Genomic DNA, 18,727 nt, shown 5'->3' with positions numbered 1-18,727 from the left:
CGAATATGAACGCGATCTCGCTCGACGCCACCGATTGCCGTATCTTGACGGTGCTTCAGCAAGAAGGACGGATCAGCAATCTCGACCTCGCGGAGCGTATCTCGCTCTCGCCATCGGCTTGTCTACGGCGCCTGCGCTTGCTGGAGGAGCAGGGCGTCATCGAACATTACCGCGCGTGTCTGAACCGCGAGGTGCTCGGTTTCGAACTGGAAGCGTTCGTGCAGGTGTCCATGCGCAACGATCAGGAGAATTGGCACGAGCGCTTCGCGGAGGCGGTGCGCGACTGGCCGGAAGTGGTCGGCGCGTTCGTCGTGACCGGCGAGACGCACTATCTGCTGCGGGTTCTCGCGCACAACCTCAAACACTATTCGGATTTCGTGCTGCAGCGGCTCTACAAAGCGCCGGGCGTGATGGATATTCGCTCGAATATCGTGCTGCAGACGCTCAAGGAAGATTCGGGCGTGCCGGTGTCACTGGTGAAGAAGAGCGCCGGGCACGGCGCGTCGCATAACGAACGTTGAAGGTGGGCTGGCGCTGCGTGTCGCCGGCTGTGTGGCGGTCTGGCGGCTTGCGGGTGCTGTAGCCAGCGCTGCGGTTGCGGCGAGGCGACATATGCGGCGGCCGCGCCAAGCGCGGCCGACACGCTTGCTGCGCGTCCAGCCAGGACGCGGCGACACGTTCAAAGCGGCTCGAGGCCGTGGAACAGCCCGTTCTGAAACACCAGCGGCGAGGTCTGCGCCGCTTTCTCATGCACGCCGCAGCGCTCCACTTCGCCGACGAAAATCACGTGGTCGCCTTCTTCGTAGCGGCTGCGGTTATGGCATTCGAACCACGCGAGCGCGCCGTCGAGCACCGGCATGCCGGTGTCGCCCTGCGCGTGCGACACGCCTTCGAAGCGGTCGCCCTTGACGGTCGCGAAGCGTTTGCACAGATCGAGCTGCGAAGCGGCCAGCACATTGACCACGTAGTGACTGTTGGCGCGGAACACCGGCATCGAGGCCGAGCGTGTCGCGAGACTCCACAGCACCAGCGGCGGATTGAGCGACACCGAGTTGAACGAGCTCGCCGTGATGCCGATCAACTGGCCGGACTCGGCGCGCGTCGTAATCACGGTGACGCCGGTGGCGAACTGGCTGAGCGCCTGTTTGAAGGCGGGTTGGTCGAAATTGGGCGGGCTGGCGCGCTTCATTGGGCGCAAGTCCGTGACAACGTCCGGGGCCGGGCCGGGCGGAACCCGTCGCGCGCGCGGCCGGAAACAATTGATTCAAAAGTCATAGTGAAAATCGTCGATTTGTCCCAATTTTAACTGCAATCGTGGCGCACGGGCCGCGATCACAGCCGGTCATTGGAAAACCCGCTAAGCTGGAAAGTCCCGCTCGTGGCACGAGCGTTGCGGCGAAGCAGAACCGGCATCGGCCGACTATCAGTATCAAGGAGCGAGCAGCATGAGTCAGACAGGCGAAGTCGCCACCCTCGGTGGCGGGTGTTTCTGGTGTCTCGAAGCGGTGTATCTGGGGGTCGACGGTGTGAACTCGGTCGAGTCGGGCTATGCGGGTGGCCAGACCCGCGCGCCGACCTACGAACAGGTGTGTGACGGCGAGACCGGTCACGCCGAAGTGGTGAAGGTCGATTTCGATCCGGCGAAGATCAGCTATCGCGAGATTCTCGATATTTTCTTCGCGATCCACGATCCGACGCAGTTGAACCGGCAGGGCAACGACGTCGGCACGCAGTACCGGTCGGTGATCTTCACGCATTCCGATGCGCAGCGTGAGACGGCGCTACAGGCGATCCGCGAGATCGGCGAACAGCGGATTTACGACGGGCAGATCGTCACCCAGGTGCTGCCGCTCGACGGCAACTACTGGCCGGCCGAGGCGTATCACCAGAACTATTTTGCGCAGCATCCGAATCAGGGGTACTGCTCGTTCGTGGTGGCGCCGAAGGTCGCGAAGTTTCGTCAGAAGTTCGCGCATCGGATCAAGGCGGGGTAAGACGGCGCCCGCTCAACCCGGCTCGCTGCCGGGTTCGCCGCCGTCTTCCTGCGGCCGATGTTCGTCGGGCTGCGGCCGTTCACCATCGTGCTCGTGCTCACGTTCGTGAGCACGGTGCGCGTAGGCGTCGATAATCGCCCGCGCCAGTTCCACGCAGCTTAGCGGCGCCGAGCCCTCCGCCTTGTTATTGATCGCGATCACCACCGGCTGGCCGGCGAGCGCGTAGCGCGCGGCCAGTTCGGCGAGCGACGCGCGGGTGGCCGGGTCATGATCGACCAGCTGGTTGAACGGCTCGTACCTGGCTTTCGCCTGCTCGTATTTGAAGCCGCCGTGCAGACTCCAGCGCACGATCAGCGGACCGGCCGGCTCGCCGTCCAGCAGCGCGAGCGCAGCGGCCTGGCGCAGCGGGTCCGGCATCCGCGCGTGAATCCCCACGCAATACCGCACGCCCGCCGTTTTCAGCGCGCGAATGAAGCGCGGCGTGAGCAGACTCGCGTCGCGGATTTCGATCGCGTAGCACGTGCCGTCCGGCAGCTTCGGCAACGCCATCAGAAACGCGGCAAGCCGTTCGATGAACACCGTCGGCTGCGCCAGCATCTGGTCCGGCAGCGGCGAAAGCTGGAACACCAGCGCGCCGGCTTTCGCGCCGAGTCCTTCGAGACAGGGCGTGACGAATTCGTCGATCGCCATCTGCGCGTTCAGGAAGCACGGGTTCAGCGATACCGGTTCGCCGCGTTCGGCGCGCACTGTGGCGTCGGTGATCGTCATCGGCGCTTTGACGATGAAGCGGAAATGCTCGGGGACCTGCTGCGCGTAGCGCAAGTAATCGGTGACCGGCAGCGTCTGATAAAACGACCGGTCGATGCTGACCGTCTTCAGCAGCGGATGCGCGCCATAGGCGGTGAGTCCGTCGCGCGAGAGTTTGCTGTTGCTGTACTCGTCTCCGTAGACGATGCCGTTCCAGCCGGGAAACGACCATGTCGAGGTGCCGAGATGGATCTGCGGCGGCAGTTCGGCAGCAAGCGCGCGCAGTTCGGGCGACGACGGGGCGGCGAGGATGTCGCGGCCACGGCGCTTTTTTGGGGTGTCGGCGGGGGCGGGTGGGGAATCGGCAGAGGCGGGCGACGCGGCGTTCCCGGGCGCATCGTCTTCCTGCCAGAGCGACGCGGCCGCGCCGGGTTTCGTGCGCGGTTGCCGCCGGCGTTCGGGCTGGGCGGCAGCAGCGGGCGCGGTAGCGAGGGTATCAGCGGCAGGCTGCCCGGCTCCAGCTTCGGCTCCGACTACCGCGCGCGGCGGCTTACCAGCCCGGGCATCCACCTTCGACGAAGCGCTCGCCTGCTCCACCGGCATGCCGAACAGATCGACCTGCACGGCTTCGCCGCCGGTGTCCTCATCACCGCGATGCTCGCCGCCTGGCGGCTGTTCAACTTCGTTCGTCCCGCTCTGGTCCATCGATGTCGGATCTGCTGTTCAAGGTTGCGCCGCGCGGGTCCGCTCATGCACGCGCCGCGGCGCAACCGTATCACAGCGGTTTTTCGTACATATAGCGGCGCGACCACGGCAAGGTTTTCGCGCTGCGGCCGGCTTTGCGGCACACCACCTGGTAGATCGACACGTCGTCGTTTTCGAACGCGTAGGCGCAGCCGGCGAGGTACACGCGCCAGATGCGGAATTTTTCGTCATCGACCAGCTTGCGGGCTTCCTCCGCATGCGCCTCGAAACGTTCCGCCCACAGGTCCAGCGTGTGCGCATAGTGACGGCGCAGGCTTTCGACGTCAACCGCTTCGAGCCCGCCGCGCTGCATCGATTCGAGCGCGAGGCTGATGTGCGGCAGCTCGCCGTCCGGGAACACGTAGCGGTCGATGAATTCGCCGCCGCCGAGCGCGGTTTCCCCGCTGTCGGAATCGCTCGACGTGATGCCGTGGTTCATCGCGATGCCGTCGTCGACCAGCAGGTCGTGGATTTTCTCGAAGTAGCCCGGCAGATTCTTGCGGCCCACATGCTCGAACATGCCGACGCTCGTGATGCGATCGAATTGCCCGGTGACGTCACGATAATCCTGCAGACGGATTTCGATCTGGCCTTCCAGACCCGCGGCTTTCACGCGGGCGGTAGCGAGGTCGAACTGATTCTGCGAGAGCGTCACGCCCACGCACTTCGCCCCGAACTTCTGCGCCGCGCGCAGCACGAGCGCGCCCCAGCCGCAGCCGATGTCGAGCAGACGCTGGCCGGGCTGCACCTGAATTTTGGTGAGTATGTGGTCGATCTTCTTGATCTGCGCGGTGGCGAGATCTTCGTTGCCGTTCTCGAAGTACGCACACGAGTAGACCATGTTCTCGTCGAGCCATAGCTTGTAGAACTCGTTCGAGACATCGTAGTGGTACTGGATCGCCCTTTTGTCCGACGTCTTCGAGTGATTGAAGTAACGCCGCACACGCGCGAGCTTGCTTGCACTGGTCACGGTGTTGCGCGCCAGCTGATAGCTGATGTTGATGATGTCCGACAGCTTGCCTTCGATGTCGATCTTGCCCTTCACGTACGCCTCGCCGAGATTGTCGAGGCTCGGTTCGAGCAGATAGGGCAAGGCCGTCGCGCTCTTGACGTGTAGCGTGACCTGGGGCGCGGCGAACTGCCCGAAGTCATGTTGCTGACCGTCCCACAGCACGAGGCGTGCAGGCAGGTTAGCCTTGGTTTTTACTTCTTCTACCCACTGCGCCAGCTTCTTCTCCCAGAACATGTGATCTCTCCGTGTCCGTTGAATTAAAGCAAAGCTTGTGGACCGCGGCCCGGTGCGGCGCAACTCCCATGCCGCGAGACGCGATCCGGCCGGCGCGCGCTGCTGCGTTGGCGGCGCGCTGCCAGCGTCATATTCGATTCAAGGCGATAAGCGGGAGATTTGCCAGTCGCCGTTTTCGCTTGCTCGCGTATAGAGCAGACGGTCGTGCAGACGCGACGGCCGGCCCTGCCAGAATTCAATTGCTTCGGGGACCAAACGATAACCGCCCCAGTGCGGGGGACGCGGTGGCTGGTCGCCGTATTGCAGACTGATTTCGCGTTCGCGTGTTTCGAGCTGCGAACGGCTTTCAATTGGCTGACTCTGATTCGAGGCCCACGCGCCGATGCGTGAACCGAGCGGACGCGACGCGAAATATGCATCGCTTTCCTCCGCGCTGGTTTTGACAACGCGCCCCTCGACGCGCACCTGGCGTTCGAGTTCGATCCAGTAAAACAGCAGGCTCGCGTACGGATTGGCAGCCAGCTCGCGGCCCTTGCGGCTTTCGTAATTGGTGAAGAACACGAAGCCGCGTTCATCGACACCCTTGATCAGCACGATGCGCGCCGACGGCCGACCGCGCGGGTCGACCGTGGCCAGCGTCATCGTATTCGGTTCGGGTAGCTTGGCGTCGACGGCTTGTTGAAACCATGTGTCGAACTGACGAAACGGGTCGTGGTCGACATCGGCAACGTCCAAAGAACCTAGCGAATAGTTTTTTCGAAGTTCGGCGAGTGAGGTCATGTTCTTATGCGAACGCTACAGTCAAGCAAGTATAGCCAGGGAGTTAACTTTTTGCGCGTGAGCAAGGCAAGACCGCGTGCCATGCATGGCTTTGCGCCTTCGCCGCCGCCGCAGCCGCAGCCGCGGCGATGCCGATCGACGCGTTCAGGCAAAATACGGGCTGAGCGCGCCAAACCCCCTTGAGCGCCGTCACTTTCTGTCTTGCCAGTTTTCAACGAGCCCCGCCATCATGTCCAGCACCACCGCGCAATCCGATCTTACTACCAGCCTCGACGGGAGTGAAACCGCCGACCGCGCGCGGCGCTTCGGCGGCATCGCCCGCCTGTACGGCGCGCCGGCGCTCGCCGCGTTCGAAGGCGCGCACGTCGCGGTGATCGGCATCGGTGGCGTGGGGTCGTGGGTGGCCGAGGCGCTCGCGCGCAGCGCGGTCGGCACGCTGACGCTGATCGATCTGGATAACGTCGCCGAAAGCAACACCAACCGGCAGATTCATGCGCTCGACGGCAACTACGGAAAGCCGAAAGTCGAAGCGATGGCCGAGCGCATCGCCGCGATCAATCCGTATTGCGACGTGCGGCTGATCGAAGACTTCGTCGAGCCGGACAACTTCGCGGCGACGCTCGGCGGCGGCTTCGACTACGTGATCGACGCGATCGACAGCGTGCGCACGAAGACCGCGCTGATCGCATGGTGTGTCGAGCGTCAACAGGCGTTGATCACGGTGGGCGGCGCGGGCGGTCAGCTCGACCCGACGCGCATTCGTATCGACGATCTCGCGCTGACGATCCAGGACCCGCTGCTGTCGAAAGTGCGCGGTCAGTTGCGCAAACAGCACGGCTTCCCGCGCGGACCGAAGGCGAAGTTCAAGGTGAGCGCCGTGTATTCCGACGAGCCGTTGATCTACCCGGAAGCGGCCGTCTGCGATATCGATGTGCAAGCCGAGCACGTGAGCACGTCGCCGGGCCACATGGGACCGGTCGGGTTGAACTGCGCGGGATTTGGATCGAGCGTGTGCGTGACGGCAAGCTTCGGTTTTGCCGCCGCGGCGCATGTGTTGCGAGCGTTGGCGAAGCAGGCGGTGGCCTGATGCGGTGAGGCGAGTGCCGCGTGAGCGCGCGGCATGGTGAGGTGCGATGGCCGCGGATTCAGGCGCGATAGCCGCGCTTGCTTGCGGCCACCACGCGTGAACCCGGCGCGAATCAGAACAACGATGCGCTCAGCTTGCGCCGCCACTGCGACACCAGCTCCGGCTGATGCGCGGCCAGATCGAACACCGACAACATCGTCTTGCGGCCGATATCGTCGCGGAACGTGCGATCGCGTTGCACGATCGCAAGCAGGTGTTCGAGCGCTTGCGCATATTTGCGACGCGCGATCAGCGCGCTCGCCAGATCGAAGCGCGCTTCGAGATCGTCCGGAGCGGCCGCGACTTTGGCCTCCAGCGCGTCGGTCGGCGGCAGGTCGGCGGCGGCATCCACTGCATCGAGGCGCGTCTTGATCGCGTTGAAACGCGCGTCGATGCCTTGCGTCGTTTTCGGCGACAGCAGATCCACCTCGTTGCGCGCCTCGTCGATGCGGTTGTCTTCGAGCAGCAGCTCGATGCGGTCCATACGCGCTTCGTCGAAACCCGGGTCGTAGGCGAGGGCGGCTTGCAGCGCGTCGTACGCATCGTCACGGCGGCCTTCGGCCAACGCGGTCTGCGCTTCGAGGCGCGCCGCATCCGCGCCTTGCGGCACGAGCCGCTCGATAAACTCGCGCAACTGACCTTCAGGCAACACGCCGATGAACTGATCGACCGGCCGGCCGTCGGCAAAGGCGATTACGTGCGGAATGCTGCGCACCTGGAAGTGCGCGGCCAGTTCCTGATTTTCGTCCACGTTGACCTTCACCAGTTTCCATTTGCCGGCCGCTTCGGCTTCGAGCTTTTCGAGCATCGGGCCGAGGCTCTTGCAGGGGCCGCACCACGGCGCCCAGAAATCGACCAGCACGGGGGCCAGTGTCGACGCCGTGATGACGTCCTGTTCAAAAGTGGCCAGAGTGGTGTCCATTGCGTCCTCGTCGATAAAACGGTTTGTGATTAATTGGGGCCGAACAGCGCGGATTCAATCCGGCCGGCGCCGGCTTGCGTCAGCCGGCGGCGCTCATTTGCGCTCATTTGCGCTCATTTGCGTTCCGGCAGCGGAATCCATTCGGTTTCACCCGGCACCGTGCCCATCTCCTGATGAGTCCACGCGAGTTTCGCGGCCTCAATCTTTGCGCGCGAACTGGCGACGAAATTCCATTCGATGAAGCGCTCGCCGTCCAGCTTCTCGCCACCGAGCAGCATGACGCGCGCGCCGTGCGTGCTGGCGAGCGTGACGGTTTCGTCGAGCGCGAGCACTGCCATCTGACCGGCTTCGAGCGGCTCGCCGTCGATCTCCAGATCGCCATCCACGAGATAGACGCCGCGTTCCTCGTGCTCCGGTTCGAGCGCGAAGGCGCCGCCCGGCGCGAATTCCGCGGCGACGTACAGCGTGCCCGAAAACGTCCTGACCGGCGACTCCACGCCGAAGGCCGTGCCCGCGATCACCCGCAGCGATACGCCGTTGCGCTCGACGAGCGGCAGCGTGTCGGCGGCGTGATGCGCGAACGACGGCTCGATCTCTTCGTCCGCGAGCGGCAGCGCGACCCAGGTCTGGATGCCGTGCATCGTCACGCCGCTCGCGCGGTCTTCGGCGGGCGTGCGCTCGGAATGGACGATGCCGCGCCCCGCGGTCATCCAGTTGACGTCGCCGGGGACGATTTTCTGCTCGGAGCCGAGGCTGTCGCGATGCATGATCGCGCCTTCGAACAGATAGGTGACGGTGGCCAGACCGATGTGCGGATGTGGGCGCACGTCGAGGCCGACGCCCGGTTCGAGCGTCGCCGGGCCCATGTGGTCGAAGAAAATGAACGGGCCGATCAGGCGCGCTGCCATGGCGGGCAGCACGCGCCGCACCGTCAGACTACCGACGTCGCGCAGATGCGGTTTGAGGACTGCTTTGATCGAGGAGGTCATGGGCGGGCTCGGCTGAAATGGTCGGTGGGGATGGCTTAATGGACGATTCTACTGCGCAGCGCGCGATGCCGACGGTTCGTGGCACAGCGGCGCTGGGGGAACGCGTAGCGTGGGCGATCACGCCGCGCTGCCGGCTCCGCTAAACTCCCGGATTGGACAATCAATCGGAGACCGGGATGTCGCCCAGGGACTTGCTGCTCGCGCTGGTGGTGGTGCTCGCGTGGGGCGTCAATTTCGTCGTGATCAAGGTGGGCCTGCACGGGGTGCCGCCGATGCTGCTCGGCGCCTTGCGCTTCACGGTCGCGGCGGTGCCGGCGGTGTTCTTCGTCAAACGCCCGAACCTGCCGTGGTGCTGGCTGCTCGCATACGGCGCGACGATCTCGTTCGGGCAATTCGCTTTTCTGTTCTCGGCGATGTACGTCGGCATGCCGGCCGGGCTCGCTTCGCTGGTGCTGCAGGCCCAGGCGTTCTTCACGCTGATGTTCGCGGCGCTGTTCCTGCACGAGCGGTTTCGTTTGCCGAACGTCGCGGGTTTGCTGATCGCGGCGGGCGGGCTCGCGGTGATTGGCCTGCAAGGCGGCCATTCGATGAGCGTCGCCGGTTTCGTGCTGACGTTGTGCGCCGCGTGCATGTGGGCGCTCGGCAACATCGTCACGAAGAAAGTCGGCAAGGTCGATCTCGTCGGGCTGGTGGTGTGGGGCAGTCTGATCCCGCCGCTGCCGTTCTTCGCCGCGTCGTATCTGTTCGAGGGGCCGCAGAAGATGGCCGCGGCACTGACGGGCATCAGCGCGATGTCGATCTTCGCGATCGTGTATCTCGCCTTCATCGCGACGTTGCTCGGTTATGGCTTGTGGAGCCGCCTGCTGTCGCGCTATCCGGCAAGCCAGGTCGCGCCGTTTTCGTTGCTGGTGCCGATCGTCGGGCTGGCGTCGGCGTCGCTGCTGCTCGATGAGCAATTGACCATGGCGCAAATCGGCGGCGCGCTGCTGGTGATGGCGGGCCTCGCCGTGAACGTGTTCGGCGGCTGGGTCGTGCAGCGGTTGACGCCGGCGCGTTGAGCCTGCCAAGCGCCGCTCGTGCGCGCGAACGCATCAGGAACAACGGCCGCGTCGAGCGGCCGTTGTTCATTGCGTGGCGGCACGCCAATGCATCACGTCATGCGGTTTTTTGCCAGCGGCGGGTTCGCCGCGAAATAGCGCTTGATGCCGGTCAGGATCGCGTCGGCCATCTTCTCGCGATACGCGTCGTCGTTCAGACGGCGCTCCTCGTCCGGGTTGCTGATGAACGCGGTCTCGACGAGGATCGACGGAATGTCCGGCGCCTTCAGCACGGCGAACCCCGCCTGTTCGACCGAGCCCTTGTGCAGCTTGTTGATCCCGCCGATTTCCTTCAGCACGAAGTTGCCGTAGCGCATCGAATCGCGAATCTGCGCGGTGGTCGACATATCGAACAGTGCACGGTTGACGGTGGCGTCGGCGGACTTGATGTTGATCCCGCCGATCTGATCCGACGAGTTCTCCTTGTTCGCCATCCAGCGCGCCGCGGCGCTCGACGCGCCATGTTCGGACAGCGCGAACACCGACGAGCCCTTCGCCTCCGGCGTGGTGAACGCGTCCGCGTGGATCGACACGAACAGGTCCGCGCCGACGCGCCGCGCTTTTTGCACGCGCACGTTCAGCGGCACGAAGAAGTCGGCGTCGCGCGTCATCATGGCGCGCATGTTCGGCTGCGCGTCGATCTTCGCGCGCAGCTTTTTCGCGATGTCGAGCGCGACGTGCTTCTCGTAGGTGCCCGAGCCGCCGATCGCACCCGGGTCTTCGCCGCCATGACCCGGGTCGATGGCGACCGTCAGCAGACGCACCGTGTTGCTCTTGCCGGATTTGGGCGTGCTGAACGCGTAGGTGTCGCCGCCGTCCGTATCGTCGCTGTCCTGGCTGCGCGCGCTATTGCCGCTGTTGCCGCCTTTGTTGTTGCGCGCAATCGCGGCGGGCGGCGAGAGCGGGGCGAGCGGCGCGGCCGGCTTGCCCGCGATGATCGGCGCGGTAGGCGCGGGGGTGACGTGCACGGACGGACGCGGCGCATTCGGCGCAGTGTTGCCGCCGCCGTTCTGCGCATAGCGCTCGAAGAATGCTTCGCTGTTGTCGGCGGTGGGCGGCGTGCCGGGGCCGCTCAGCGTGGCGGGCGGCACGCCGTTCTCTTCGTTCAGCGTCTGCTGCTTGTGCTCGGTCTGCGCGAGCAGGTCCATCAGCGGATCGGGCGCGACCGCCGGATAGAGGTCGAACACCAGCCGGTACTTGTACGCGCCGACCGGCGGCAGCGTGAATACCTGCGGCTTCACCGAACCCTTCAGGTCGAACACCATGCGCACCACGTGCGGCTGATATTGCCCGACCCGCACCGACGAAATCTGCGGATCGTTCGGCGTGATCTTCGAGACGAGATCCTTGAGCGCCTGATCGAGATCGAGGCCGCTCAGATCGACCACCAGCCGGTCCGGTCCTTGCAACAATTGCTGTGCGTTCTGCAACGGCTGATCGGATTCGATCGTCACGCGCGTATAGTCGCGCGCGGGCCAGACGCGCACGCCGAGCACCGAACTGGCCATGGCCAGACGCGGCGCGACGAGGCCGAGCACGAGCGTGGAGGCGCCCGCCCGCAGAATCTGCCGGCGCCGCCAGTTATGCGTTGCGGTGGCCGCCGATTCGATCGAGCGGAACGGTTTGATCAACATCTTTCGAGACATGCCTTTCCTGATTCGCTGTATGCCCGTGCGACGAGCACGCGGCCGTCGCCGTCGCTGTCGAGGTCGAGCGAGAAGACGAGATCCGGCACGCCGAGAAGACGCCCTGCGCGTTGCGGCCATTCGACGAGGCAGACCGCGCCGCTGTCGAAGTATTCGCGAAAGCCCGCGTCGGCCCATTCGGCCGGGTCGGTGAATCTGTAAAGATCGAAGTGATAGAGCGCGAGTTCCCCGAGTTCGCCTCGTTCACCTTGCCGTGGTTCGAGCACGTAAGGTTCGACGAGCGTGTAAGTGGGACTGCGCACGCGGCCGGTGTGGCCGAGGCCGCGCAAGGTCGCGCGCACGAGCGTGGTCTTGCCCGCGCCAAGGTCGCCGACGAGTTGCACCTGCAGTCCGTGGAACGCGTTGCCACGTTGGGCGATCGTTGCGCGCACGCTTTCGATCGCCTGCGCGAAGCGCTCGCCGAAGGCGAGCGTGGCGGCTTCGTCCGCGAGCGCGAAGACGCGTTCGAGCAGGACGGCGGCGGGCGGTTGAATCGCGTGATCGGAGTTGGCAGGCATTCTCGTAAAATGGCGTGATGAACCGAAGTCCGGAGTCCCCTGTTTCCAGCACGCCCGCGTCCGTCGACGCCGCGCGTGCCGTGCGTCATTTCGATGAAGCGGCGCTGAATGCGCTCGCGCTGAACATCAAAAGCTGGGGCCGTGAATTGGGTTTCGGGGCGATCGGCATTAGCGACACCGACCTCTCCTCTGCCGAAGCGCCGCTTGCAGCGTGGCTGGAAGCGGGGTGCCACGGCGAGATGGATTATATGGCGAAACACGGGACGAAACGCGCGCGCCCGGCCGAGCTTGTGGCCGGCACGCGACGCGTGATTACCGCGCGTATCGCCTATTTGCCTTTCGACACGCTGAGCGGCAACGCGAACCAGACCACCACGCAGGAAGGGCCGCTAGCACGCGAGTGGCGCGCAGCGGAGCAGGCGCGGCTCGCGGACCCGTCGGCGGCGGTGGTGTCGATCTATGCGCGCGGCCGCGACTATCACAAGGTGATGCGTAACCGTCTGCAACATCTGGCCGAGAAAATCGAAGCCGAGATCGGCGCGTTCGGCTACCGCGTATTTACCGATTCGGCGCCGGTGTTGGAAGTAGAACTTGCGCAGAAGGCGGGCATCGGCTGGCGCGGCAAGCACACGCTGCTGTTGCAACGCGACGCCGGATCGCTGTTTTTCCTCGGGGAAATCTATGTCGACGTGCCTTTGCCGACCGATGCCGAAACCTTGCCCGAGATCGCGCCGGAAACGCCGGGCTCGCATTGCGGCAGTTGCACGCGCTGCATCGGCGCATGTCCGACCGGGGCGATCGTCGCGCCTTACAAGGTCGATGCGCGCCTGTGCATCTCGTATCTCACGATTGAACTCAAAGGCAGTATTCCCCTGGACATGCGGCCGCTGATCGGCAATCGTGTGTATGGCTGCGACGATTGCCAGCTCGCGTGTCCATGGAACAAGTTCGCGCAGGCTGCGCCGGTCGCCGATTTCGATGTGCGGCATGGGCTCGATCGCGCGTCGCTGGTCGAGCTGTTCGCGTGGAGCGCGGACGAGTTCGATACGCGCATGCAGGGCAGCGCGATTCGCCGCATCGGCTACGAGAGCTGGCTGCGTAATCTCGCGGTGGGGATGGGTAATGCGCTCAGAGCGTCTGCGGGAAGTTTGAATGGTGCGGCGCGCGAGGCGATCGTGCAGGCACTGCGGCAGCGCGCCGACGACCCTTCCGCCGTGGTGCGCGAGCACGTGGAGTGGGCGTTGGAAGCGGCGTAGAGTAGCGGCAGTTCATTCAGCGGATGTTTTTGTACGGCGCGGTTTGCGCATAGGGTTCGCGTAGAGCGCCTGCACATCCATGCAGGTTGCTACGTGGCCGTTGCAAGCCAGTGCGCCGCGTCTGTCAGGAGCAGGCAATCATGTTCAACGCAGTGATCGATGCACCGTTCGGCAAGGTCGGCATTCGTGTCGAAGGCGAGGCCGTGCGCGCGATCGTCTATCTGCCGGATTCGGTGCAGAGCGTCACGCCCGACACGCCGTTGGCGCGGCAAGCGGTCGAGCAGATCGAACGATATTTCGAGCAGCCGTCCGCGCGGTTCGAGTTGCCGCTGGCGTCCGTCGGCACCGCGTTTCAGCGGCGGGTGTGGCAGGCGCTCTGCGAGATTCCGCCCGGCGTCGTGCTGACCTACGGACAGTTGGCGAGGCAGTTGGGCAGCGTGCCGCGCGCGGTCGGCCAGGCTTGCGGCGCGAATGACTTTCCGATTGTGATTCCGTGTCATCGCGTCGTGAGTTCGAGCGGTATCGGCGGCTTCGCGCATCACGCCGAAGAGGGCTTCTTTCGCAACGTCAAGCGCTGGCTGCTGGCGCATGAGGGCATTCCGTACGCATGAGCGACATCACCGCAGACGGCGCGAGCGTCGTGTCACCTTCATCCGCTTCATCGCCGGAGCTGCTCGCGAGCCTCGCGTCGATCGACGTGTTCTGCGACGCGCTGTGGCTCGAGCACGGCCTGTCGCGCAACACGCTCGATGCGTACCGCCGCGACCTGCGGCTGTTCTCAGAATGGCTCGCGGCGAGCCGCAACATGTCGCTCGATACAGTCGGCGAAGCCGACCTCAACGCGTACAGCGCCGCGCGCCAGCACGACAAATCGACCTCGGCGAACCGGCGTCTTTCGGTGTTTCGCCGCTACTACGCGTGGGCGGTGCGCGAGCATCGCGCGACGGTCGATCCGACACTGCGCATCCGTTCGGCGCAGCAGCCGCCGCGTTTTCCGTCGACGCTCACCGAAGCGCAAGTCGAAGCTTTGCTCGGCGCGCCCGACATCGGCACCGCGCTGGGCTTGCGCGATCGCACGATGCTGGAACTGATGTACGCGAGCGGTTTGCGCGTTACCGAACTCGTCACGCTGAAGACCGTGGAAGTGGGACTGAACGAAGGTGTGGTGCGCGTGATGGGCAAGGGCTCGAAGGAGCGCCTGATTCCGTTCGGTGAAGAGGCGCATGGGTGGATCGAGCGTTATCTGCGCGAGGCGCGCCCTGCGTTGCTCGGCGCGCGCGCCACCGATGCGCTGTTCGTCACGAGCCGTGCCGAAGGCATGACGCGCCAGCAGTTCTGGAACATCATCAAACGCCACGCGGCAGCGGCCGATGTGCACGCGCCGTTGTCGCCGCACACGTTGCGGCACGCGTTCGCGACGCACCTGCTCAATCACGGCGCCGACCTGCGCGTCGTGCAACTGCTGCTCGGCCATACCGATATCTCGACTACGCAGATCTATACCCACGTGGCCCGCGAACGGCTGAAGTCGCTGCATGCGCAGCATCATCCGCGAGGATGAGGCGCGCTTGCGTTCCGCGCGCGCGGCGCGTGCCGTTGGGCCTGCTTCAGACGAATTCGCGCAGCCGGTGTTTAAGGATCTTGCCGGTCGAAGCGGCCGGCAGCGCGGCGAGCACCTTCAATTCGGCGGGCCGCTTGTACGGCGCGAGACGCTCCCCGCACCACGCGATCAAGTCGGCGGGCGTCACGGTCGCGCCCGCCGTCAATTCGACGAACGCGATCACTTCCTCGTTGCCCTCGACCGCGCGTCCGATCACCGCCGACTGCACGACTTGCGGATGCGCATTCAACACATGCTCGACCTCGGCCGGATAGACGTTGAACCCCGAGCGGATGATCAACTCCTTGCTGCGCCCGACGATATGCAGCGCGCCGTCCGCGTCCTGGCGCGCGAGATCGCCGGTCTTGAGCCAGCCGTCCGCGGTCACGGCCGCGCGGGTTTGCTCCGGACTGCGGTAGTAGCCGAGCATCACGTTCGGCCCGCGCACCCATAGCTCGCCGATTTCTCCCGGCGCCGTGTCGGCACCGTCGAGTCCGACGAACTTCACCTCGACGCCCGGAATGACCTCGCCGACCGAGCAGTCGCTGCGCGGCGCGTCGAGCATCGTGTGCGATACCGTGGGGCTGCTCTCGGTCATGCCGTAGCCGTTGTGCAGCGGCAGACCGTAGACGGCTTCGACCTGCGCCTTGAGCGCGGCGTCGAGCGGCGAGCCGCCCGAGTAGGCAAAGCGCAGGTGCGGCGCGGACCACGGAAGGCCGCGCGTCTGCAGATGTTCGAGCAGTTTCGCGTGCATGGCCGGCACGCCCTGGAAGATCGACACGCGTTCGTCGGCGAGGGCGCGGCGCACGGCTTCCGGCGCGAAGCGCGGCGCGAGCCGCAAGGTCGCGCCGGCGTGCAGGCTGCCCAGGCACACCGACGCGAAGCCGTACACGTGCGAGATCGGCAGCACGGCATAGACGACGTCGCCGGGACCGACCTTGCGCAGGCGGCTCGACACCGCGGCGATGTACAGCAGATTGCGATGTGACAGCATCACGCCTTTTGGCGCGCCGGTGGTGCCGGTGGTGTAGATCAGCGCGGCGCATTGGCGGTGGTTGGCGGCTTCGACCGGTTCGGCTAGCGCCGTGCTGTCCACGGTGTACGACCACGCGCCGATGTCCGGCGTGATAGCCGGCGCTGCCGTCGCCTGGTGGCGCAGCGCGTGCTGTTGGGCATCACCGGATTCCACCGCGTACGCGACCACGCGAGGTTGTGCGTGCGCGCGGATAGCGTCGAGTTCGGCTGCGGACAGGCGGGCGTTCGACACCAGCGCCCACGCGTCGAGCCGCGCGGTCGCGAACAACAGCACGATCTGCGCGATGCTGTTTTCCGCGACGATCATCACGCGGTCGCCGCCACGCACGCCCCATGCGCGCAGCAGGGCCGTCACGGCGTCGACGGCTTGCAGCAGTTGCGCGCTGGTCAACTGGCGCGCGTCCTCGATCAAGGCGATGTGCTGCGGATCGCGCGCGGCGGCGAGCGCCGGAATCTCGGCGATGCGCGCCGGCAGCGCGGCGAGCAGGGCGGGGATGTCGATTGTGGAACGGGTGGATGAGTCGAGATTCAATGGTGTCTCCTGTGTCGACCGGAGTTAGCGCTTTAGCGCTTACTCCGGTCCCATGCCTACGGCGGTCGACCGGAGTCAGCGCTTTAGCGCTTACTCCGATCCCATGCCAACGGCGGTCGACCGGAGTCAGCGCTTTAGCGCTTACTCCGGTCCCATGCCAACGGCGGTCGACCGGAGTCAGCGCTTTAGCGCTTACTCCGGTCCCATGCCAACGGCGGTCGACCGGAGTCAGCGCTTTTTCGAACGATCGTGCCACACCCGCATGGACCGCACAATCGGCCGTTCGGCAAATAGCCGATGTGCAAACTCGCCATTACAATGCGCCGATGAGCAAATCCAGACACGTCTCCGAAACGCCGGCCACGCAGTTTCTGCGCCGCCATGGCGTCACGTTCGGCGAGCATCCTTACGATTACGTCGAGCACGGCGGCACCGGCGAGTCGGCGCGCCAGCTCGGCGTGGACGAGCATCATGTCGTGAAGACCCTCGTGATGGAAGACGAACACGCGAAGCCGCTGATCGTGCTGATGCACGGCGACCGCACCGTCAGCACCAAAAACCTCGCCCGGCAGATCGGTGCAAAGCGCGTCGAGCCCTGCAAGCCCGAGGTGGCGAACCGGCATTCCGGCTATCTGATCGGCGGCACGTCGCCGTTCGGTACGCGCAAGCAGATGCCGGTCTACGTCGAGTCGAGCATTCTCGAAATGGACAGGATCTGGCTGAACGGCGGCCGGCGCGGCTTTCTGGTCAGCATCGAGCCGACGGTGCTGACCGATCTGCTGGCGGCGAAGGCGGTGCAGTGCGCGAGCGTCGATTGACGTTTGCGCGAATGTTTTCCGGGCGGCCGCGTTCGGTAGAATGTGCGCCGCTTTGTTCCGAGTTGCGTTCCCTGTTGCGGTTGGAGTATTGAGTTTCAGACCGCTGATCCTTATAAGAGTCCCAGATGCAAAACCTGATCGTTGCTGTCGTTGCCTATCTGATCGGTTCGGTGTCGTTCGCCGTGATCGTGAGCGCCGCAATGGGCCTCGACGACCCGCGCTCATACGGCTCGGGCAACCCCGGCGCCACCAACGTGCTGCGCAGCGGCAGCAAGAAGGCGGCGATTCTCACGCTGATCGGCGATGCCTTCAAGGGCTGGCTGCCGGTGTGGTTCGTCGTGCACTTCGGCGCGCGCTACGGGCTGGACGGGACGTCGGTGGCGATTGCGTCGGTCGCGGTGTTTCTCGGCCACCTGTATCCGGTGTTCTTCCGCTTCAAGGGTGGCAAGGGTGTGGCGACCGCAGCGGGCGTGCTGCTCGCGATCAATCCGACGCTCGGTATCGCGACCCTGCTGACGTGGCTGATCGTTGCGTTCTTTACGCGTTATTCCTCGCTGGCGGCGCTGGCCGCTGCGGTGTTCGCGCCGCTTTTTTACGCGTTTCTGTTCGGGCCGCGCGTGATCGCGCTGGCGATCGTCGTGATGAGTTCGCTGCTGGTGTGGCGCCATCGCGGCAACATCGCCAAGCTGATGCGCGGGCAGGAAAGCCGCATCGGGGATAAAAAGAAGGCGGCTACGCCGGCGGCGGGTAACGACCTTTGAGGATGGATGGGGCGTGCATGCCGCACGAGTTGCGCGCCGATTGATCGCGCAAGCCGTCTCATCTGGACTGCCCGCAGACCGGCCGTTGCTGCTGCCCGGGCGGTATGGCGGTGATACGGGATTTCATTCGGGTTGCTCGCTGACTCCACCCAGGCCGTGCGCTGCGAACGCGAAACCAGGCGCGACCGGCTAGCCGGCAAGTTACGAGTTCGTGTTGGGCGGCGCACGGGTAAGGCGACCCCGGTGTGGAGGGCTCGCAAGCCCTGCGCGGGGGCACGCCTCGCGCTTGCCCGTTGCCCGTCGTCCGTTCTTCACCCCTGGGGCATAGCCGCGCCCCCTAAGCCTCAGTCCCGGAAGTTATTGAAGTCGAGCGGCGTATCGGTCACGTCCTTGCGCAGCATCGCAATCACGCTTTGCAGATCGTCGCGCTTGCCGCCGGTGATGCGCACCGCGTCGCCCTGAATGCTCGCCTGGACCTTGATCTTGCTGTCCTTCACGAGACGCACGATTTTCTTCGACAGATCGCCCGAGACGCCCTTCTTGATCTTGATGACCTGCTTGACCTTGTCGCCGCCGATCTTCTCGATCTTGCCGTAGTCGAGAAAGCGCACGTCCACGTTGCGCTTGGCCATTTTCGACAGCAGTACGTCCTTTACCTGGCCGAGCTTGAAGTCGTCGTCGGCGTAGGCGGTGATTTCGTTTTCCTTATGTTCGACGCGCGCGTCCGACCCTTTGAAGTCGAAGCGCGTGGAAATTTCCTTGTTGGACTGTTCGATCGCGTTCTTGACTTCGATCATGTTCGCTTCGCAGACGACGTCAAACGATGGCATTGCATTCTCCCAATAGTGCTGCGGTGCGTGACGCGGCCGGTCGGCTG

General features: G+C 64.9%; 19 protein-coding genes. 9 read left to right on the top strand and 10 right to left on the bottom strand.

Features of this window, described 5'->3' with window-relative positions; translation table 11 throughout:
* The first annotated feature begins 5 nt into the window (after positions 1-5).
* Complete coding sequence (locus tag B0G69_RS02895; RefSeq protein ID WP_121315571.1) at positions 6-521, top strand: Lrp/AsnC family transcriptional regulator; 516 nt, start codon at positions 6-8, stop codon at positions 519-521.
* Positions 522-679: 158 nt separating this feature from the next.
* Here B0G69_RS02895 and B0G69_RS02890 read toward each other — a convergent pair whose 3' ends face one another.
* Entirely contained in the window at positions 680-1,189 is a 510-nt protein-coding gene (locus B0G69_RS02890; protein ID WP_121315570.1) for a flavin reductase family protein, read from the bottom strand.
* Between the two features lie 256 nt (positions 1,190-1,445).
* On the opposite strand from B0G69_RS02890, the gene msrA reads away from it, so the two are divergent.
* Positions 1,446-1,994, top strand: coding sequence for a peptide-methionine (S)-S-oxide reductase MsrA (gene msrA, locus B0G69_RS02885; RefSeq protein ID WP_121315569.1), 549 nt, complete (start codon positions 1,446-1,448; stop codon positions 1,992-1,994).
* Between the two features lie 12 nt (positions 1,995-2,006).
* On the opposite strand, the gene B0G69_RS02880 is transcribed toward msrA, so the two are convergent.
* The 3 genes from B0G69_RS02880 to pdxH all read right to left on the bottom strand — a co-directional run bounded on the left by B0G69_RS02880 (position 2,007) and on the right by pdxH (position 5,511).
* Positions 2,007-3,446 (bottom strand): DUF72 domain-containing protein, encoded by a 1,440-nt coding sequence (locus tag B0G69_RS02880; RefSeq protein ID WP_121315568.1) that lies wholly within the window; start codon positions 3,444-3,446, stop codon positions 2,007-2,009.
* 70 nt (positions 3,447-3,516) lie between these two features.
* On the bottom strand, positions 3,517-4,731 hold the full coding sequence (locus B0G69_RS02875; protein ID WP_121315567.1) for a cyclopropane-fatty-acyl-phospholipid synthase family protein: 1,215 nt from the start codon (positions 4,729-4,731) through the stop codon (positions 3,517-3,519).
* Positions 4,732-4,869: 138 nt separating this feature from the next.
* Positions 4,870-5,511: a pyridoxamine 5'-phosphate oxidase gene (gene pdxH / locus B0G69_RS02870; protein ID WP_121315566.1), complete on the bottom strand. Its 642-nt coding sequence runs from the start codon at positions 5,509-5,511 to the stop codon at positions 4,870-4,872.
* 229 nt (positions 5,512-5,740) lie between these two features.
* Between pdxH and tcdA the strand changes: the two genes are divergently transcribed.
* Positions 5,741-6,598, top strand: coding sequence for a tRNA cyclic N6-threonylcarbamoyladenosine(37) synthase TcdA (tcdA, locus tag B0G69_RS02865; RefSeq protein ID WP_121315565.1), 858 nt, complete (start codon positions 5,741-5,743; stop codon positions 6,596-6,598).
* Between the two features lie 112 nt (positions 6,599-6,710).
* On the opposite strand, the gene trxA is transcribed toward tcdA, so the two are convergent.
* Positions 6,711-7,559: a thioredoxin gene (gene trxA, locus B0G69_RS02860; protein WP_121315564.1), complete on the bottom strand. Its 849-nt coding sequence runs from the start codon at positions 7,557-7,559 to the stop codon at positions 6,711-6,713.
* Between the two features lie 113 nt (positions 7,560-7,672).
* Positions 7,673-8,548, bottom strand: a complete 876-nt coding sequence (locus tag B0G69_RS02855; protein WP_121315563.1) for a pirin family protein — start codon at positions 8,546-8,548, stop codon at positions 7,673-7,675.
* A gap of 176 nt (positions 8,549-8,724) precedes the next feature.
* Between B0G69_RS02855 and B0G69_RS02850 the strand changes: the two genes are divergently transcribed.
* Positions 8,725-9,606 (top strand): EamA family transporter, encoded by an 882-nt coding sequence (locus B0G69_RS02850; RefSeq protein WP_121315562.1) that lies wholly within the window; start codon positions 8,725-8,727, stop codon positions 9,604-9,606.
* Positions 9,607-9,698: 92 nt separating this feature from the next.
* Here the strand turns inward: B0G69_RS02850 and B0G69_RS02845 are convergent, their stop codons facing one another.
* Together B0G69_RS02845 and tsaE are read right to left on the bottom strand one after the other, a co-directional pair.
* The gene (locus tag B0G69_RS02845) at positions 9,699-11,291 is read right to left on the bottom strand and encodes an N-acetylmuramoyl-L-alanine amidase (RefSeq protein WP_121315561.1); all 1,593 of its coding nucleotides are present in this window, start codon (positions 11,289-11,291) and stop codon (positions 9,699-9,701) included.
* The gene (gene tsaE / locus B0G69_RS02840; protein WP_121315560.1) at positions 11,273-11,848 is read right to left on the bottom strand and encodes a tRNA (adenosine(37)-N6)-threonylcarbamoyltransferase complex ATPase subunit type 1 TsaE; all 576 of its coding nucleotides are present in this window, start codon (positions 11,846-11,848) and stop codon (positions 11,273-11,275) included. Before tsaE ends, B0G69_RS02845 begins: the two co-directional genes overlap by 19 nt.
* Before the next feature lie 17 nt (positions 11,849-11,865).
* Here tsaE and queG point away from each other — a divergent pair, with 17 nt between their 5' ends.
* The 3 genes from queG (at position 11,866) to xerD (ending at position 14,665) form a co-directional block, all read left to right on the top strand.
* Positions 11,866-13,104, top strand: a complete 1,239-nt coding sequence (gene queG, locus B0G69_RS02835; RefSeq protein WP_121315559.1) for a tRNA epoxyqueuosine(34) reductase QueG — start codon at positions 11,866-11,868, stop codon at positions 13,102-13,104.
* Positions 13,105-13,244: 140 nt separating this feature from the next.
* The gene (locus tag B0G69_RS02830; protein ID WP_121315558.1) at positions 13,245-13,715 is read left to right on the top strand and encodes a methylated-DNA--[protein]-cysteine S-methyltransferase; all 471 of its coding nucleotides are present in this window, start codon (positions 13,245-13,247) and stop codon (positions 13,713-13,715) included.
* A complete protein-coding gene (gene xerD / locus B0G69_RS02825; RefSeq protein ID WP_121315557.1) occupies positions 13,712-14,665 on the top strand; it encodes a site-specific tyrosine recombinase XerD in 954 nt (317 codons plus the stop codon). The genes B0G69_RS02830 and xerD overlap by 4 nt, the downstream gene beginning before the upstream one ends.
* A 46-nt stretch (positions 14,666-14,711) precedes the next feature.
* On the opposite strand, the gene B0G69_RS02820 is transcribed toward xerD, so the two are convergent.
* Complete coding sequence (locus tag B0G69_RS02820; RefSeq protein ID WP_121315556.1) at positions 14,712-16,271, bottom strand: AMP-binding protein; 1,560 nt, start codon at positions 16,269-16,271, stop codon at positions 14,712-14,714.
* Positions 16,272-16,597: 326 nt separating this feature from the next.
* Here B0G69_RS02820 and ybaK point away from each other — a divergent pair, with 326 nt between their 5' ends.
* Together ybaK and plsY are read left to right on the top strand one after the other, a co-directional pair.
* Positions 16,598-17,089 (top strand): Cys-tRNA(Pro) deacylase, encoded by a 492-nt coding sequence (ybaK, locus tag B0G69_RS02815; RefSeq protein ID WP_121315555.1) that lies wholly within the window; start codon positions 16,598-16,600, stop codon positions 17,087-17,089.
* A gap of 125 nt (positions 17,090-17,214) precedes the next feature.
* The gene (gene plsY, locus B0G69_RS02810; protein WP_121315554.1) at positions 17,215-17,850 is read left to right on the top strand and encodes a glycerol-3-phosphate 1-O-acyltransferase PlsY; all 636 of its coding nucleotides are present in this window, start codon (positions 17,215-17,217) and stop codon (positions 17,848-17,850) included.
* A 344-nt stretch (positions 17,851-18,194) separates the two neighbouring features.
* Here plsY and B0G69_RS02805 read toward each other — a convergent pair whose 3' ends face one another.
* Entirely contained in the window at positions 18,195-18,680 is a 486-nt protein-coding gene (locus tag B0G69_RS02805; RefSeq protein ID WP_007180572.1) for a YajQ family cyclic di-GMP-binding protein, read from the bottom strand.
* Positions 18,681-18,727: the final 47 nt, after the last annotated feature.

It is taken from the genome of Paraburkholderia sp. RAU2J (genome assembly GCF_003634845.1).
GTDB classification, from domain to species: domain Bacteria; phylum Pseudomonadota; class Gammaproteobacteria; order Burkholderiales; family Burkholderiaceae; genus Paraburkholderia; species Paraburkholderia fynbosensis.
This window is presented reverse-complemented; position numbering and strand designations above follow the sequence as displayed.